This is a genomic window from Kitasatospora sp. NPDC059146 (assembly GCF_042786665.1).
Taxonomy (GTDB): Bacteria; Actinomycetota; Actinomycetes; order Streptomycetales; family Streptomycetaceae; genus Kitasatospora.
The window spans coordinates 1-18071 of record NZ_JBHZCY010000167.1; the positions used below are offsets into that span (position 1 = coordinate 1).

Sequence of the window (18071 nt, forward strand, 5' to 3'; positions counted from 1 at the left end):
GAACGGACGCTTCCTTCGGACCGCCTTCCAGCGGGCCCTCCGGGCGCTTCGTTCTTTCGTGTTTCAAGCTTATCAGATGTTTTCCGCTCCGTTTTTCGGAGTTTCATTCATCCGATTTGGCTTTTGCCTTTCGGCGCTCCCGAACTCTACCAGAGTTTCTCGGTCCGTTTTCCCGGTAGTTCTCGAATTCGCATTCGTATTCGAGGACTTCCTTGGGGCTCGTCCCGTGGGGCAACCCGGAGAACATTACGCACCGGGTCGCCCCACGTCAAACCAGCCTCAGCGGGGCCGGACGAGGGTCTGGAGCGGGGCTCAGACCTCGACGACGACCGGCAGGATCATCGGCCGGCGGCGGTAGTTGTCCGCGACCCACTTGCCGATGGTCCGGCGGACGAGCTGCTGCACCTGGCGGGGCTCCAGCACGCCGTCGCTCGCCGAGCGGTCCAGGGCCTCCTGGAGCTTGGCGACGACCGGCACGAAGGCGTTGTCGTCGATGCCGGAGCCGCGGGCCTGGATGGTCGGGCTGCCGACCAGCTTGCCGTTGGTGGTGTCGACCGCGACGAAGACCGAGATGAAGCCCTCCTCGCCGAGGATCCTGCGGTCCTTGAGCGAGGCCTCGGTGATGTCGCCGACCGAGGCGCCGTCGACGTAGACGTAGCCGGCCCGGACCTTGCCGACGATCCGGGCGACGCCCTTCTCCAGGTCGACGCAGACGCCGTCCTCGGCGATGACCACGCGGTTGCGCGGCACGCCGGTGGCGATGCCGAGCTCGGCGGCGGCCCGCAGGTGGCGCCACTCGCCGTGGACCGGCATCAGGTTGCGCGGCTTGCAGATGTTGAAGAAGTACAGCAGCTCGCCGGCCGAGGCGTGGCCGGAGACGTGCACCTTGGCGTTGCCCTTGTGCACGACCTTGGCGCCCCAGCGGGTCAGACCGTTGATCACGCGGTAGACGGCGTTCTCGTTGCCCGGGATGAGCGAGGACGCCAGGACGACGGTGTCGCCCTCCACGATGCGGATCTGGTGGTCGCGGTTGGCCATCCGGGACAGCGCCGCCATCGGCTCGCCCTGGGAGCCGGTGCAGATCAGCACGACCTCCTTGTCCGGCAGGTCGTCGAGCTGCTTGACGTCGACGACCATGTTGCCGGGGACCTTGAGGTACCCGAGGTCACGGGCGATGCCCATGTTGCGGACCATCGAGCGGCCGACGAAGGCGACCTTGCGCTTGTACTCGTGCGCGGCGTCCAGCACCTGCTGGATGCGGTGCACGTGGCTGGCGAAGGACGCGACGATGATGCGCTTGTCGGCGTTCGCGAAAACGTTTCGCAGCGCGGCCGAGATGTCGCGCTCGTGCGGGATGAAGCCGGGGACCTCGGCGTTGGTGGAGTCCACCAGCAACAGGTCCATGCCCTCCTCCGCCAGCTTGGCGAAGGTCGGCAGGTCGGTGAGGCGGCCGTCCAGCGGCAGCTGGTCCATCTTGAAGTCACCGGTGGCCACGACCATGCCGGCGGGGGTGCGGACCGCCACGGCGAGGGCGTCCGGGATGGAGTGGTTGACCGCGATGAACTCGCAGTCGAAGGGGCCGATGCGCTCGCGCTCGCCCTCCTTGACCTCCAGCACGTACGGCCGGATGCGGTGCTCGGCGAGCTTGGCCTCGATCAGGGCGAGGGTCAGCTTGGAGCCGATCAGCGGGATGTCCGGGTTCTCCCGCAGGAGGAACGGGACGGCGCCGATGTGGTCCTCGTGGCCGTGGGTGAGGACGATGCCGTCGACCTTGTCGAGGCGGTCCCGGATGTAGCTGAAGTCCGGGAGGATCAGGTCCACGCCGGGCTGCTCGTCCTCGGGGAAGAGGACGCCGCAGTCGATGATCAGGATGCGGTCGCCGTACTCGAGGACCGTCATGTTGCGGCCGATCTCGCCGAGGCCGCCGAGCGGAGTGATGCGGAGGGCGCCCTCCTTGAGGGCCGGGGGCGCGCCGAGTTCGGGGTGCGGGTGGCTCAAAAGACTCTCCTCACGACGCACGCCATATGCCCGGGGTCCTCCCCCTGGAGACATATGGCGTGCGTACTCAGTGTCGTTCTTCCTACTGGGTCTGTGCTCTCGCGCCTTCGGTCCGGTCCAGCGGCGGACCCGGTCGGGTCCGGCGAGCCGGGGCGCGCACGTCTGTGTCTGCTACAGGTGTACCCCGCCGGAGGCGAGATCCTGCTTCAATCGGTCGATCTCCTCGGACGTCGCGCCGACCAGGGGCAGGCGCAGCGGCCCGGCGGGCAGGCCCTGGAGGTCCAGCGCGGCCTTGGTGAGGATCACGCCCTGGGTGCGGAACATACCGGTGAACACCGGCAGCAGGCCCTGGTGGACGGCGGTGGCCTTGGCCACATCGCCGGCCAGGTAGGCCTCGATCATGGCCTTCAACTCACCGGCGACCACGTGCCCGACGACGCTGACCACGCCGGCGGCCCCGACGGACAGCAGCGGCAGGTTCAGGATGTCGTCGCCGGAGTACCAGGCGAGGTCGGAGCGGGCGATCGCCCAGGCCGCCGCGCCGAGGTCGCCCTTGGCGTCCTTGTTGGCGACGATCCGCGGGTGCTCGCCGAGCCGGACCAGGGTCTCGTGGCTCAGCGCGACCCCGCTGCGGCCCGGGATGTCGTACGCCATGACCGGCAGGCCGGTGGCGTCGGCGACCTGCGTGAAGTGCCGGTACAGGCCCTCCTGCGGGGGCTTGTTGTAGTACGGCGTGACGACCAGCAGGCCGTGCGCCCCGGCCGCCTCCGCCTGGCGGGCCAGTTCGACGCTGTGGTGGGTGTCGTTGGTGCCGACCCCGGCCACCACGTGGGCACGGTCCCCGACCGCCTCCACCACGGCGCGGACGAGCTGGGCCTTCTCGGCGTCGCTGGTGGTCGGGGACTCACCGGTGGTGCCGTTGACGACGAGGCCGTCGTTCCCGGAGTCGACGAGGTGCGTGGCGAGGCGCTGGGCGCCGTCGAGGTCGAGCGCGCCGTCGGCGGTGAACGGGGTGACCATCGCGGTCAGTACCCGGCCGAACGGCGTCTGGGGGGTGGAGGTCGGAGCCATGCGTCCAAAGCTACTCGTAGGCGGTGGGGCGGTACCCATGCCGGTCCATGGTTCGGACAGGTGAGCAGGCCAGGGGCGGGGAATGGGATCCCGGTGCTGCCCGCTCGGGGGTTCGGGCAGCACCGGGATCCGTGGTCACGAATGTAGGGAGCGGCTAGAAAAGCCGCAATCCAGACATGCCCGACACTCTGCCCATATGCCTGTCGTCCCAGGTCAGGGGGCGACCCGGCCGTGCTTCTCGAAGGCCGCATGGGTGAGCGGCATGAGCTGGGCCCACTGCTCCTCCATCCGCTCCGCGACCATCTCGATCTCGCGCTGCGGGAAGGACGGCACCGCCGAGTTCTCCCGCCGGGTGCGCAGCGAGAGGAAGTGCATCAGCGAGCGCGCGTTGCAGGTCGCGTACATCGAGGAGAACAGGCCGACCGGCAGCACCGCCCGGGCCACCTCGCGGGCCACGCCGGCCGCCAGCATCTCCTGGTAGCGGGCGTAGGACTCGCGGTACGCGGCCTCCATCGCCCCGATGGTGGTCCCGTGCTGCTCCGGGGTGCCCTCGTGGAACTCGTACTTGCCCGGACGGCCCTGCTGGACCAGCTTGCGGTCGGTGCCCGGGACGTAGAAGACCGGCTCCAGCTCGCGGTAGCGGCCGGACTCCTCGTTGTACGACCAGCCGCTGCGGTGCCGGTGGAACTCGCGGAACACGAAGATCGGCGCGCTGATGAAGAAGGTCATCGAGTTGTGCTCGAACGGCGTGCCGTGCCGGTCGCGCATCAGGAAGTTGATCAGGCCCTTGGACTTCTCCGGGTCCTGCTGGAGCGCCTCCAGGGACTGCTCCCCCGCGGTCGACACCCGGGCCGACCAGATGACGTCCGAATCGGCGGCGGCGCTGCGGACCAGCTCCACCGTCACGTCGCTCCGGAAGCTGGGGGCCGTCGGTTCGTCGCTCACGCGTTACTCCTTGCGGGTTCGGTGCTGTGCAGCTTGATGGCGTGCTGCATGGTCTTGCGGGCGCGCGGGGTGTCGCCGGCGTCGGCGTAGGCCACGGCGAGGCGGAACCAGACCCGCCAGTCGCCCGGCGCGGCCTCCGCCTCGGCCTGGCGGCGGGTGAACACCGCGTCGGCCGAGGCCCGGTCGATCCGTCCGCCGCCGGTGCGCCGGAGCTCGTCCACCGGCAGGCCGCCCTCGGCCTCCAGCTCCCGGGCGAGCTGCTCGCTGGCCCGGCCGAAGCGGACGGTCTGGCGCAGGAACCAGATGCCGATCACCGGGATCACGAAGGCGCAGAGGCCGATGCCGATGCCGAGCGGCTTTCCGGTGGCGACCAGCTGGACGCCCTCCCCCACGCAGAGGAGGGCGACCAGCAGCAGTACGCCGGACAGGACGAAGAAACCGGTACGGGAGGTCATGTCGCGCTCCTGGGGTTCACCACGGTCACACGTCCAGGAAGTGTTCGAGGCCGAAGGTCAGCCCCGGGGTCTCGACGACCTTGCGCACGCCCAGCAGGATGCCCGGCATGAAGCTGCTGTGGTGCAGTGAGTCGTGCCGGATGGTGAGCGTCTCGCCGGTGTCGCCGAACATCACCTGCTGGTGGGCGAGCAGGCCGCGCAGCCGTACGGCGTGCACCGGCACCCCGTCCACGTCGGCGCCGCGCGCGCCGGGCAGGCTGTGGGTGGTCGGGTCCTGCTGCTTCGGCCGGCCGGCCTCGGCGCGGGCCGCGGCGATCAGCTGGGCGGTGCGGGTGGCGGTGCCGCTGGGGGCGTCGGCCTTGCGGTCGTGGTGGAGTTCGACCACCTCGACCGACTCGAAGTACCTCGCCGCCAGCTGGGAGAACTTCATGCCGAGGATCGCGCCGATGGAGAAGTTGGGCGCGATCAGCAGGCCGAGGTCGGGGGCCTGCGCCAACAGGCCCTCGACGGTGGCCAGTCGCTCGTCGGTCCAGCCGGTGGTGCCGGTGACCACGTGGATGCCGTGGCGCAGGCAGTAGTCGAGGTTGCCCATCACCGAGTCCGGGTGGGTGAGTTCGACGGCGACCTGGGCACCGGCCTCGGTCAGCTCCTCCAGCCTGGAGCCGCGGCCGAGGGTGGCCACCAGCTCCAGGTCCGGCGCGGCCTCGACGGCCTTGACCGCCTCCGAGCCGATCCGTCCGTTGGCACCGATCACGGCGACACGCAGCGTCATAGCGACGTTCCTCTCCGGGGGGACAATCCTCAGACCAGCAGATCGGCGAGCCGGGCGGCCCGCTTGTCGTTGACCGGCCCGATCAGCGCCAGCGACGGCCGGTACGCGCCCAGCACATCACGGGCCACCGCGTGGACGTCCTCCAGGGTCACCGCGGCGATCCGCGCCAGCATGTCGTCCACCGACAGGTGGTGCCCGTAGCTGAGTTCGGCCTTGCCGATCCGGTTCATCAGCGAGCCGGTGTCCTCCATGCCGAGCACGGTGGAGCCGGAGATCTGGCCGATCGCGCGCTGCAGCTCCTCCTCGGTGATGCCGTCGGCGACCACCTTGGCGAGCTCCTCGCGGCAGATCCGCAGCACCTCCTCGACGCGCTTGGGCTGGCACCCGGCGTAGATGCCGAACAGGCCGCTGTCCGCGTAGGAGGAGGAGTACGAGTAGACGGAGTAGGCCAGGCCGCGCTTCTCCCGGACCTCCTGGAACAGCCGGGAGCTCATCCCGCCGCCCAGGGCCGCGTTGAGCACGCCCATCGCCCAGCGGCGCTCGTCGTGCCGGGGCACGCCGGGCACGCCCAGCACCAGGTGGGCCTGCTCGGTGGAGCGGTTGAGCACCTCGACCCGGCCGGCCGTGCGCAGCGCCTTGACGCCGCGGCGGGCCTCGGCGGGCGCCGCGGTGGAGCGGGCCAGCACCGGCGCGAAGGCCTCCTGGACCTGCTTGACGACCTTGCGGTGGTCGAGGTTGCCGGCCGCCGCGACGACCAGGTTCTCCGGGCGGTAGCGGCGGTGGTAGAAGCCGGCGACCTGGTCCCGGGTGAGGGCCTTGATGGTCTCCTGGGTGCCGAGGATCGGGCGGCCGAGCGGGCCGCTGCCGAAGATCACCTTGGCGAACAGGTCGTGGACGACGTCACCCGGGTCGTCCTCGGCCATCGCCATCTCCTCGAGGATGACGCCGCGTTCGGCGTCGACGTCCTCGGCGCGGATCAGCGAGCCGGTGAGCATGTCGCAGACCACGTCGATGGCCAGCGGCAGGTCGGTGTCCAGGACCCGGGCGTAGTAGCAGGTGTTCTCCTTCGCGGTGAAGGCGTTCATCTCGCCGCCGACCGCGTCCAGGGCCGCCGAGATGTCCAGCGCGCTGCGCCGCTCGGTGCCCTTGAAGAGCAGGTGCTCCAGGTAGTGGGTGGCGCCGTTGAGCTGCGGGGTCTCGTCCCGGGAGCCGACGCCGACCCAGATGCCGAAGGTCGCGGAGCGCACTGTCGGCAGGGTCTCGGTGACGACCCGCAGGCCGCCGGGGAGGACGGTGCGGCGCACCGTGCCGGCGCCGTCGACGCCCTTGAGCAGGGTCCGGGTGGAGCCGGGACGCTGCTTTACCGCCGGGGCCTGGGCCACGGGGGGTACCTCCAGAGGAAACGCACGTGGAATGGCACGTACGGACGAACGCGTGGACAACAGGGTGCGGCCCGCACGCCGGGAGGCGTACGGGCCGCAAGGGTCAGCTAGCGGCGCTTCACTCGGAAGCGGCCTCGCCGCCTTCCTCGCCCTCGACGACCGGGATCAGGGAGAGCTTGCCGCGCGGGTCGATCTCGGCGATCTCGACCTGCACCTTGGCGCCGACGCCGAGGACGTCCTCGACGTTCTCGACGCGCTTGCCGCCGGCCAGCTTGCGGATCTGCGAGATGTGCAGCAGGCCGTCCTTGCCCGGCATGAGCGACACGAACGCGCCGAACGTCGTGGTCTTGACCACGGTGCCCAGGTAGCGCTCGCCGACCTCCGGCATGGTCGGGTTGGCGATCTGGTTGATCGTGGTGCGGGCGGCCTCGGCGGCCGGGCCGTCGGCGGCACCGATGTAGATGGTGCCGTCGTCCTCGATCGTGATCTCGGCGCCGGTGTCCTCCTGGATCTGGTTGATCATCTTGCCCTTGGGGCCGATGACCTCACCGATCTTGTCCACCGGGATCTTGATGGTGATGATCCGCGGCGCGTTCGGGGACATCTCGTCGGGCGAGTCGATGGCCTCGTTCATCACGTCGAGGATGTGCAGGCGGGCGTCCTTGGCCTGCTTGAGCGCGGCGGCCAGCACGGAGGCCGGGATGCCGTTCAGCTTGGTGTCGAGCTGCAGCGCGGTGATGAAGTTGCGGGTACCGGCGACCTTGAAGTCCATGTCGCCGTACGCGTCCTCGGCACCGAGGATGTCGGTCAGCGCGACGTAGTGGGTCTCGCCGTCGATCTCCTGGGAGATCAGGCCCATGGCGATGCCGGCGACGGCGGCCTTGAGCGGCACACCGGCGTTCAGCAGCGACATGGTCGAGGCGCAGACCGAGCCCATCGAGGTGGAGCCGTTGGAGCTCAGCGCCTCGGAGACCTGGCGGATCGCGTAGGGGAACTCCTCGCGGGTCGGCAGGACCGGGAGGATGGCGCGCTCGGCGAGGGCGCCGTGGCCGATCTCGCGACGCTTGGGCGAGCCCACGCGGCCGGTCTCGCCGACCGAGTACGGCGGGAAGTTGTAGTTGTGCATGTAGCGGCGACGCGTCTCCGGGGAGAGCGTGTCGAGCTGCTGCTCCATCCGGAGCATGTTCAGCGTGGTGACGCCCAGGATCTGGGTCTCGCCGCGCTCGAACAGGGCCGAGCCGTGGACGCGCGGGATGGCCTCGACCTCGGCGGCCAGGGTGCGGATGTCGGTGACACCGCGGCCGTCGATGCGGACCTTGTCCTTGATGACGCGCTCGCGGACGACCTTCTTGGTCAGCGCGTTGTAGGCGGCGCTGATCTCCTTCTCGCGACCCTCGAACTCGGGGAGCAGCTTCTCGGCGGCGACCGCCTTGACGCGGTCCAGCTCGGCGTTGCGCTCCTGCTTGCCCGGGATGGTGAGGGCCTTGGCCAGCTCGTCCTTGACGGCGGCGGTCAGCGCGGCCAGGACGTCGTCCTGGTAGTCCAGGAAGACCGGGAAGTCGGCGGTCGGCTTGGCGGCCTGGGCGGCGAGCTGCGACTGGGCGGCGCACAGCACCTTGATGAACGGCTTCGCGGCGTCCAGACCGGCGGCGACGACGTCCTCGGTCGGCGCCTCGGCGCCGCCCTCGACCAGCTTGATGGTCTTGTCGGTGGCCTCGGCCTCGACCATCATGATCGCGACGTCGCCGTCCGGCAGGACGCGACCGGCGACGACCATGTCGAAGACGGCCGACTCCAGCTCGCTGTGGGTCGGGAAGGCGACCCACTGGCCCTTGATCAGCGCGACGCGGACGCCACCGATCGGGCCGGAGAACGGCAGGCCCGCCAGCTGGGTGGAGGCGGAGGCGGCGTTGATGGCGACCACGTCGTACAGGTGGTCGGGGTTGAGCGCCATGATCGTGCAGACGACCTGGACCTCGTTGCGCAGGCCCTTGACGAAGGACGGGCGCAGCGGGCGGTCGATCAGGCGGCAGGTGAGGATCGCGTCCTCGGAGGGCCGGCCCTCGCGACGGAAGAACGAGCCGGGGATGCGGCCGGCGGCGTACATCCGCTCCTCGACGTCCACGGTCAGCGGGAAGAAGTCGAAGTGCTCCTTCGGCTGCTTGGACGCGCTGGTGGCCGACAGCACCATGGTGTCGTCGTCGAGGTAGGCCACGGCGGAGCCGGCGGCCTGACGGGCCAGACGGCCGGTCTCGAAGCGGATGGTACGGGTGCCGAAGGAACCGTTGTCGATCACGGCCTCGGCGTAGAACACGTTCTCTTCCACCTGGAAGATCTCCTCTTTCGTACGTTCTCCGGGAGAGCGTCCCCGCGCACTGCCTCGGGCTGGCCCTGGGGCCCTCCTGCCAGGGAGGGCGGCAGTCGGGCCGGTCTTCGATCGAAGCCTCCGGGGTGCCCCGCTCGTCGGCGGGGGTTCCGGGGGCCACTACCGAGGACCGGCGCCTCACGGCTGCCGGGCCGGGACGGGCGGTCCGCGTCTGGACGCTCTCTCGGATGCGGGCGGCTTCCGTTTGAAGCCTTCGTCCCGCGGGGGGTTTGGGTCTGCTGCCCGGGTGGCGCTCCTGCGCCATCACCCGGCATGCCCACAACCCTACGGTGCAATCCTCGGCCACCTGGGGAGGTGCGCGCGAGTTGTTATGTCAGGGTGCCGCGTTCGAACCCGCCGCGGCATACGCGCGAGGGGCGGCTCCCCGGTGTGGGGAGCCGCCCCCTGCGGCGGTCTTAGCGGGCGCCGCCGGCGGCACCGCGACGGATGCCCAGGCGGTCGACGAGCGTACGGAAACGCTCGATGTCCTTCTTGGCCAGGTACTGCAGGAGGCGGCGGCGCTGGCCGACCAGGATCAGCAGGCCACGACGCGAGTGGTGGTCGTGCTTGTGGAACTTGAGGTGCTCGGTCAGGTCCGAGATGCGGCGGGAGAGCATGGCCACCTGGACCTCGGGGGAACCGGTGTCGCCCTCCTTCTGGCCGAACTCGGCGAAGATCTGCTTCTTGACGTCAGAGGCGAGTGCCACTGCAACTCCTTCAAGGTCTACCGAGCGGTCCTGGTCGACAGCACAGGACTCTGCGAGAACTCGGTGTCGCGAGCGCTGTCCGCGGTCGACGGCCCACGAAGGGGTGGACACACGGCTGCGCTCGAAGGCCAAGGGTACCAGTGCCGCCCACCCGGCCGGTCGGCGGGTGGGCGGCGGGTGGCGGGCGCCCGGCGGCGGGGGTGCGCGGTCAGCCGGTGGCGCCGCGGACCAGCCGGTAGACGTTCAGCACGGCGAGCGCCAGCGGGACCAGCGAGATCAGGGTGAGGCTGTCCACCAGGTCCAGGATGCGGCCCCAGAACGGGGAGACGCCCAGCCGGGGCACCACCAGGGCGATCGCGGTGAGCAGCGCGGCCCCGAAGGCGACGGAGGCGGCCAGCCAGATGGTGCGCAGGTCGAGCTCGGTGCTGGAGCCGGCCGCGCGCAGGACGAACTGCGGGGTGTGCAGGGAGAGCCCGACGATCAGCAGGCACAGGCCGAGCAGGCCGGCGACGGTGAGGCTGAGGACCTGCGCGGTGTAGCGGAACAGCCGGGCGCGCAGCATGGCGGCGATGCCGAGGGCGAGCGCGAGCAGTTCGGGGAAGGTCCGGTCGGTGAAGGAGAGGACGGCGCAGGCGCCGACCACGACCGCGGCGCAGCCGCCGACCAGGCCGACCAGCACCTCGTGGCCGCGGCGGGCCTGGTGGGCGATCCGCTCGTACTGGACGGCCTCGGCGCGCTCGGCCTCCTCGTCGTAGTCGCGGCTGCGGGTGCGGGTCTGGCCGGGGGCGCTGAATCCGACCGGCAGCCGGGCGAAGCGGGCGGAGAGGCTGGGCAGGAAGCCGATCGCGGCGACGGCGGCGACGCCGGTGACGGCGGCGATGTTCCCGGCCGGGGTGTCGGGCATCAGCACGGCGGCGAAGGTGGCGAGCGCGCCGGCGGTGGCGACGAAGGCGGCGGCGACGAACACCGCGTCCTTGTCCGGGAGCAGTCCGGCGAGCAGCACGGAGATCACCAGGACGGTGACGCAGCCGGTGAGGAACTGGAGCCGGCCGGGGCCGTCCCACGGGTGGGCGACGGCGATGACGCCGCTGCCGGCGATCATGGCGTGCGGCAGGGCGCCGAGGCCGAGCGCGACGGCGGCGTGGGCGTCCTGGTAGACCCGGGCGCGGACCCCGGCGAGCGCGGTGAGCACCACGGCGGCGACGCCGGCCAGCACGCCGGGCAGGCTGTGCATGTCGTGGCGCAGGTCGGAGAACCAGAGCGCGAAGCCGAGCAGGGTGAGCAGCACCCCGGCGCCGATCAGGCCGAAGCCGCGCATGAGGTCGACGGTCCAGAACCGGCGGTCGGCCTCGACGGCGCTGGCGATGGCGTCGGCGACGTCGTCGTAGACGGCGGGCGGCAGCGACTCGGCGAAGGGGCGCAGCGCCAGCAGGTCGCCGTCGCGGACGTGTTGGGCGGCCAGGGACAGGCTGCTGTCGAGGACGGTGCCGTCGCGGCGGACCAGGTGGAAGCCGGTGGGGGTGCCGTCGGGCTGGCTCTGGTTGGCCAGCCGCAGCACCTCGGGGTAGACGTCGGCGAGGGCGACGTCCTCGGGCAGGGCGACGTCGATCCGGCGGTCCGGGGCGACGACGGTCACCCGGCAGTAGCCCGTGGCGGCTGTCGCGCTCACGACGGCACCTCGATCCTTCGACGCACTGGACGCTCCCCCTGTGTGGACGGTGCCGCGGCACGGTGGCGCGCGGGGTGGCTGTGGAACCGGCCCGGCCGGGCCGCGAGTTGGCGCGGCGTTACCCTACCCGCTCGGTTCGTGCCCGGTGCCGGTGCGGGGTGCGGCCCCCGTCGGTGCGGGCACGCCCCGCTGTGCGCCGCTATGTAGGATCGGCGCCTGCGCGAGGTGGTACGGGGGCTGCGCTGTGTGGGGCGTCCTCAGCCACGGGAATCCCGTACCGGGCCGAGCGCAGTCGCGTGAGGGCTTATGCCGAAGTGATCGATCGACGCCGCGGGGTGGGTGACGCATGGGTGTGATCATGGTCAAGCGACCGGCCAGGGCCTACCCGCCGACGGTGCCGGACGAGCCGGTGGAGCTGGTCAGTCCACCGGAGCTGCCCCGGCAGGGCGGCGAGGACTGGCTGATGAGCATCCTGCCGATGCTCGGCATGGGCGGTTCGGCGGTGTTCTTCTTCTCGCCGGGTGCGGCCGCGCCGATGAAGATCATGGGCGGTCTGATGATCGTCTCGACGGTCGGCATGGTGCTGGCCCAGATCGTGCGGGCCCGCCGGGGCGGCTCGACCGTGATGGCGGACGAGCGGCGCGACTACCTCAAGTACCTCCAGCAGACCCGCCGCCAGGTGCGCCGCACGGCGGAGAGCCAGCGCGGCGCGCTGCTGTTCCTGAACCCGGCGCCGGAGCAGCTCTGGTCGATCGTCGAGGACGGCCGCCGGCTGTGGGAGCGGCGGACGGCGGACGGCGACTTCGCGCAGATCCGGGTCGGCCTCGGGCCGGTGCAGCTGTCCACCCCGCTGGTGGCGCCGCAGACCGCGCCGATGGACGAGCTGGAGCCGCTGTCGGCGGCCGCGATGCACTCGTTCCTCAAGGCGCACGGCACCCTCCAGGACCTGCCGCTGGCGGTCTCGCTGCGGGCCTTCTACCACATCACGGTGTGCGGGGACCCGGACTCGGTGTATGGGAACGTGCGCGCGATGATCGCCCAACTGACCACCCTGCACTCGCCGGACGACCTGCTGATCGCGGTCGCCGCGGCCCCCGGCGCGGCCGAGGAGTGGGACTGGACCAAGTGGCTCCCGCACAACCAGCACCGCAAGGAGAGCGACGGCGCGGGCTCGCGCCGGCTGAGCGCCGCCGACCTGGGCGAGCTGGAGTACCTGCTGCAGGACGAGCTGGCCGGCCGCCAGCGCTTCGTCCGGGACGCGGCGCCCGCCGCGGACCAGCCGCACCTGGTGGTGATCATGGACGGCGCCGGGGTGCCGCACGACTCGGTGCTGGCCGGCCCCGAGGGCGTGCAGGGGGTGACCGTCATCGAGGTCGTCCCGGGTGAGGTGGACGAGCCGAGCGGGCACCTGATGGTGACGGTCAACCCGCAGGAGCTGGTGCTGCGTTCGGCCTCCGGGGCGACGTACAGCGGCAAGCCGGACCTGCTCTCACTGTGGCAGTCCGAGGCACTGGCGCGGCAGTTGGCGCCGTACCGGGCCTCGGCCGGCGGGGACGACGAGCCGCTGCTGTCCAACCTGGACTTCACCGACATGATGGGCTCGGGCGACCCGGGCTCCTTCGACGTGGCCCGCAGCTGGCGCCCGCGCGCCCAGCACGAGCGGATGCGGGTGCCGATCGGCGTCGGCGCGGGCGGCGAGCACGTCTACCTGGACATCAAGGAGGCCGCGCTGGAGGGCATGGGCCCGCACGGCCTGTGCGTGGGCGCGACCGGTTCCGGCAAGTCGGAGCTGCTGCGCACCCTGGTGCTGGCGCTGGCGATGACCCACTCCTCGGAGACGCTCAACTTCGTGCTCGCCGACTTCAAGGGCGGCGCGACCTTCCTGGGCATGGCGGACATGCCGCACACCTCCGCGGTGATCACCAACCTGGAGGGCGAGCTCACCCTGGTCGACCGCATGCGCGACGCGATCGAGGGCGAGCTGCACCGCCGCCAGGAGCTGCTGCACCGCTCCGGCAACTACGCCAACATCCACGAGTACGAGCGGGCCCGGGCGGCCGGCGCGGCGCTGGACCCGCTGCCCTCGCTGGTGCTGATCATCGACGAGTTCTCCGAACTCCTCACCGCCAAGCCCGACTTCATCGAGATGTTCATCCAGATCGGCCGGATCGGCCGCTCCCTGGGCGTGCACCTGCTGCTGGCCTCGCAGCGCCTGGAGGAGGGCAAGCTGCGCGGCCTGGACACCTACCTCTCCTACCGGATCGGCCTGCGCACCTTCTCGGCGGCCGAGTCGCGGGCGGCGATCGGCGTACCGGACGCGTACCACCTGCCGCCGGTGCCGGGCGTCGGCTACCTCAAGTTCGGCGAGGACGTGATGGACCGGTTCAAGGCCGCGTACGTCTCGGGGCCCTACCGGGCGCCGGGGCAGCAGCGGTCGACCGGCGGCCGGCGGGTGAACACCCGGCCGGTGGAGTTCACCTCGGCCTTCGTGGACCTGCCGCCGGCCCCCGTGGAGGAGGAGGCGCCGCAGGTCCAGGAGCAGGACGACGCACTGGTGGACACCGTGCTGGACGTCTTCGTCCAGCGGATGTCCGGCCAGGGCCCGGCCGCCCACCAGGTGTGGCTGCCGCCGCTGGACGAGGCGCCGAGCCTGGACCACCTGCTGCCGCCGCTGCAGGTCGTCCCCGAACGCGGACTCACCGCGCCCGGCTACCCGGGCGGGCGGCTGCGCGCGCCGATCGGCATCGTGGACAAGCCGCGCGAGCAGAAGACCGACATCCTGGAGGTCGACTTCTCCGGGGCGGCCGGCCACGGCCTGGTGGTCGGCGGCCCGCGCTCGGGCAAGTCGACCGTGCTGCGCGGCATGACGGCGGCCTTCGGCCTCACCCACACCCCGCGCGAGGTGCAGTTCTACCTGCTGGACTTCGGCGCGGGCAGCTTCCAGTCGCTGCTCGGGCTGCCGCACGTCGGCGGGGTGGCGGGCCGGCTGGACGTGGACAAGGTCCGCCGGATGGTCTCCGAGGTGCACGCGGTGCTGAACCGGCGCGAGGAGCTGTTCCGGGCGACCGGGATCGACACCATCGCGACCTACCGGGCCCGCCGGGCCGCCGGGCAGCTGCCCGACGAGGCCTTCGGCGACGTCTTCCTGGTGATCGACGGCTGGAACACCTTCAAGCAGGAGTTCGAGGGGCTGGAACCGGTGATCGGCGACATCGCCCAGCGCGGCCTCGGCTACGGCGTCCACCTGGTGATCAGCGCCGCCCGGTACGCGGAGGTCCGCCCCGCGCTCAAGGACCTGCTGCAGAACCGCATCGAGCTCAGGCTCGGCGACGCGATGGAGTCCGAGGTCGACCGCCGGGTGGCGCAGAACGTCCCGCCGCTGGCCGGGCGCGGGATCACCGCGGAGCGGCTGCACTTCCTGAGCGGCCTGCCGCGACTGGACGGCTCCCCCTCGGTGGACGACCTCCAGGACGGCGTGGCCGGGCTGGTCGCCGCGGTCGACGGGGCCTGGACCGGCCCGCGCGCCCCGCAGGTGCGGATGCTGCCGGCCGTCCTGGACGGGACCTCGCTGCCGAAGGGCTTCGAGCACCCGGAGCGCGGCGTCTGCTTCGGCGTGGACGAGGCCGAGCTGGCGCCGGTGTTCGTCAACTTCGAGACCGACCCGCTGTTCATCGTGTTCGGCGACACCGAGTCCGGGAAGTCCGCGCTGCTGCGGATGCTGATCAAGCAGATCACCGAGCGCTACACCCCGGACCAGGCGGGCATCGTGGTCGGCGACTACCGGCGCGCCCTGCTGGGCACCGTCCCGCCGGAGTTCCTGGTGGAGTACGCGGCCGCGCAGCCGGCCATGACCGCCATCGTGGACATGCTGCGCGGGGCCTGCGCCCGCCGCCTGCCCGGCCCGGACGTGACCGCCGAACAGCTGCGCAACCGCAGCTGGTACACCGGCAAGGACATGTTCGTGATCGTCGACGACTACGAGCTGGTCGCCACCGGCTCGGGCAACCCGCTGGCACCGCTGGCCGAGTTCCTGCCGTTCGCCCGGGACATCGGCCTGCGGGTGATCGTGGCCCGCAGCGCGGGCGGCGCCGGGCGCTCGCTGTACGAGCCGGTGATGCAGCGGATGCGCGAGCTGGGCGGGCAGGGCGTCATCCTGTCCGGCAACCGGGACGAGGGCGCGCTGCTGGGGACGGTCAAGCCGCAGGCGCTGCCGCCGGGCCGCGGGGTGTTCGTGTCACGCCGTGCGACCAACGGGCAGATGGTCCAGACGGGCTGGCTGCCGGTGCAGTGACCGGGCGCGGCCACGGGCCGCCCGCTACGGACAGTGAGTGAAGGGGTCGGACTCCGCGGAGTCCGACCCCTTCCGCGTCCCAGGTGCTGAAACGTTACCTAGATCTTTCCGGGCCGGGGCTGCGGTTCCCGTACCCACCTGGGCAGTTGCCGAACGGCGGGGTCACACCTGGCGTGTCGCCGTACGACCGAGTCGCGGCCTTTGAATGGTGGCCCGCAACACACCGTTCACCTTTGATTCATGCCTGATGTTGCCAAAGTAACAAGTCGGACAAACAGCGCCATGACCCTAAGTGATCATCGGATCGCATGCTTATGCCGTTCACCGCAACGGATTCCGAAGCAGTTCCGGCGTTGACGCAATCAATACGCCCAAGGTTCCATGGCGGCCCGGGAGCGACCGGACCAGACCCGAGCAACGAGCCAGCGGAGGCGATACCGCTCCCGTCCCAGGACCGAACAGAGCCGATCGGAATCCACATGACCGACACGCTTCGCCCGCCACAGAACGTAGCCGCCACGGCGGACGGCGCGGCCGCACCCCAGCAGCTCAAGCGCTCGATCGGCGTCGTGGGCGGCACCCTGCTCACGCTGTCCTGCGTCACCCCCGCGTCGACGCTCTTCGTGATCGTGCCGGAACTGTTCTCCAGCATCGGCAGCGCCACCGCGCTGGCGATCGCCATCGGCTCCGTCCTCTGCGTCGCGGTCGCGTTCTGCTACTCCGAACTCGGCACCCTGATCCCCAGCGCCGGCGGCGAGTACGCGATGGTCGGCACCCTGGCCGGACGGCTCGCGGGCTGGCTGGTCTTCATCCAGTCGCTCATCGTGGTGATGATCGTCCCCTCGGTCATCGCCCTCGGCACCGCCGACTACCTGGCGCCCGTCCTGCACGTCGACAAGCCGATCGCCGGCGCCGCCGTGATGCTCGCCGCCACCCTGGCCGGCCTGCTCGACCTGCGCGCCAACGCCTGGATCACCGGCATCTTCCTGGTCCTGGAGGTCATCGCGGCCGGCGTGGTCTCGGTGCTCGGCTTCTCCCACGCCAACGCGGCCCACCCCAGCCTGCTGCACGGCCTGGTCTCCACCGACGGCGGCGCCGCCAGCCCCGTCGGCATCGGCGCCATCATCGGCGCGCTCGGCATCGCGCTGTTCGCCACCCAGGGCTTCTCCACCGCCGTCTACCTCTCCGAGGAGCTGGAGAACCCCCGCCGCACGGTCTCCCGCACCGTGCTGTGGACCCTCGGCCTCTCCAGCGCCATCATCCTGATCCCGGTCGCCGCCATCACCCTGGGCGCCCCCGACCTGCAGACCCTGACCTCCGGCGACATCTCCGGCATGGTCACCGCCTGGAGCAACTCCGCCGTCGGCACCTTCATCAGCCTCTGCATCGCGCTGGCGATCATCAACGCCGGCATCGTCATGGTCATCCAGAACTCCCGGGTGCTGTTCGCCTCCGCCCGCGACAAGGCCTGGCCCGAGCCCGTCAACAAGGCCTTCGGCACCCTCGGCCGCTTCGGCTCCCCCTGGATCGCCACCCTCGCGGTCGGCCTGCCCGGCGCCGCGCTCTGCTTCGTCAAGGGCGAACTCCTCAGCAACATCACCGGCGTCGCCGTCACCGCGATGTACCTGCTGGTCGCCATCGCCTCGCTGCTCTCCCGCCGCGGCCACCACAAGCACGCCGCCGCCTGGCGGATGCCGCTGTGGCCCGCCGTCCCGGCGCTGCTGATCGTCGTCCTGGTGTACGTGATGACCCAGCTGGACGCCGAACCCCTGCTGTGGACCGGCGGCATCACCGCCGCCGCCACCCTCTACTGGCTGTTCTACCTGCGCCCCCGGCAGGACACCCGCTGGGTGATCAGCCTCCCCGAGGACCAGCAGGGCTGACCCCCGATCCCCCACCCCTCCCCCACGCGGCGGGGGGCCCGGCCCCCCCCCCGCCCCCGGGCCCCCCCCCGCCCCCCCCCCCCCGCCCCGCCGCCCGGGGCCGCGCCGGGCCGCTACTTCCTCAGCTTCCAGACCGGGGCGGCGGCGATCGTCTGCATCTGGTCGTCGGTCAGCACCGGGGTCTTGCGGGTCGCCGGGCTCGTCTGGGTGCCGCTGTTGAACGAGCTGATCACCACCCGCAGGCCGTCCGGGTGCAGGGTGTCGACGGTCCACATGCCCACGCCCGGCTTGTCGCTCCCCTTGCGGACGACCACCTTGGTGCCGTCCGGCAGCGTGCTGGCGTCGCCGAACAACGAGTCCCCCCGGTCACCGCTCCAGTCCTGCACGTTGAGCTGCACCATGGACTTGCCCTTGCCGTCGTTCAGCACGAAGTTGGCGTAGCCGGGGCCGTCGCCGCCGGGCTCCGTCTCGGTCAGTCCGCTCGGCAGCAGTCCGGCGACGGTCGTCAGGATCTCCTTCGCGCTGTACTCCTT

General features: G+C 71.3%; 11 protein-coding genes and 1 pseudogene. 2 read left to right on the forward strand and 10 right to left on the reverse strand.

The features are described from left to right. Positions 1-312: 312 nt before the first annotated feature. The 9 genes from ACFXPX_RS39765 to eccD all read right to left on the reverse strand — a co-directional run bounded on the left by ACFXPX_RS39765 (position 313) and on the right by eccD (position 11364). Positions 313-1998 (reverse strand): ribonuclease J, encoded by a 1686-nt coding sequence (locus ACFXPX_RS39765; RefSeq protein ID WP_375896092.1) that lies wholly within the window; start codon positions 1996-1998, stop codon positions 313-315. Positions 1999-2169: 171 nt separating this feature from the next. Further along, on the reverse strand, positions 2170-3069 hold the full coding sequence (gene dapA, locus ACFXPX_RS39770; protein ID WP_380529294.1) for a 4-hydroxy-tetrahydrodipicolinate synthase: 900 nt from the start codon (positions 3067-3069) through the stop codon (positions 2170-2172). A gap of 213 nt (positions 3070-3282) precedes the next feature. Further along, the gene (thyX, locus tag ACFXPX_RS39775; RefSeq protein ID WP_380592546.1) at positions 3283-4014 is read right to left on the reverse strand and encodes an FAD-dependent thymidylate synthase; all 732 of its coding nucleotides are present in this window, start codon (positions 4012-4014) and stop codon (positions 3283-3285) included. Further along, the gene (locus ACFXPX_RS39780) at positions 4011-4469 is read right to left on the reverse strand and encodes a hypothetical protein (RefSeq protein ID WP_375896085.1); all 459 of its coding nucleotides are present in this window, start codon (positions 4467-4469) and stop codon (positions 4011-4013) included. Before ACFXPX_RS39780 ends, thyX begins: the two co-directional genes overlap by 4 nt. Before the next feature lie 25 nt (positions 4470-4494). After that, complete coding sequence (gene dapB, locus ACFXPX_RS39785) at positions 4495-5241, reverse strand: 4-hydroxy-tetrahydrodipicolinate reductase (RefSeq protein WP_380529296.1); 747 nt, start codon at positions 5239-5241, stop codon at positions 4495-4497. A 29-nt stretch (positions 5242-5270) separates the two neighbouring features. Next, positions 5271-6623: a M16 family metallopeptidase gene (locus ACFXPX_RS39790; protein WP_375896080.1), complete on the reverse strand. Its 1353-nt coding sequence runs from the start codon at positions 6621-6623 to the stop codon at positions 5271-5273. Between the two features lie 118 nt (positions 6624-6741). Beyond that, positions 6742-8949: a polyribonucleotide nucleotidyltransferase gene (locus ACFXPX_RS39795; protein ID WP_375896078.1), complete on the reverse strand. Its 2208-nt coding sequence runs from the start codon at positions 8947-8949 to the stop codon at positions 6742-6744. A 455-nt stretch (positions 8950-9404) separates the two neighbouring features. After that, entirely contained in the window at positions 9405-9695 is a 291-nt protein-coding gene (rpsO, locus tag ACFXPX_RS39800) for a 30S ribosomal protein S15 (RefSeq protein WP_188302791.1), read from the reverse strand. A 208-nt stretch (positions 9696-9903) separates the two neighbouring features. Continuing rightward, a complete protein-coding gene (gene eccD, locus ACFXPX_RS39805; protein WP_375896075.1) occupies positions 9904-11364 on the reverse strand; it encodes a type VII secretion integral membrane protein EccD in 1461 nt (486 codons plus the stop codon). Positions 11365-11710: 346 nt separating this feature from the next. Here eccD and eccCa point away from each other — a divergent pair, with 346 nt between their 5' ends. Then, positions 11711-15655 (forward strand): type VII secretion protein EccCa, encoded by a 3945-nt coding sequence (gene eccCa / locus ACFXPX_RS39810; protein ID WP_380644797.1) that lies wholly within the window; start codon positions 11711-11713, stop codon positions 15653-15655. A 479-nt stretch (positions 15656-16134) separates the two neighbouring features. Further along, a complete protein-coding gene (locus ACFXPX_RS39815; RefSeq protein WP_375896071.1) occupies positions 16135-17538 on the forward strand; it encodes an APC family permease in 1404 nt (467 codons plus the stop codon). A 113-nt stretch (positions 17539-17651) separates the two neighbouring features. Here ACFXPX_RS39815 and ACFXPX_RS39820 read toward each other — a convergent pair. Continuing rightward, positions 17652-18071: pseudogene (locus ACFXPX_RS39820) on the reverse strand (hypothetical protein); the annotation flags it as partial.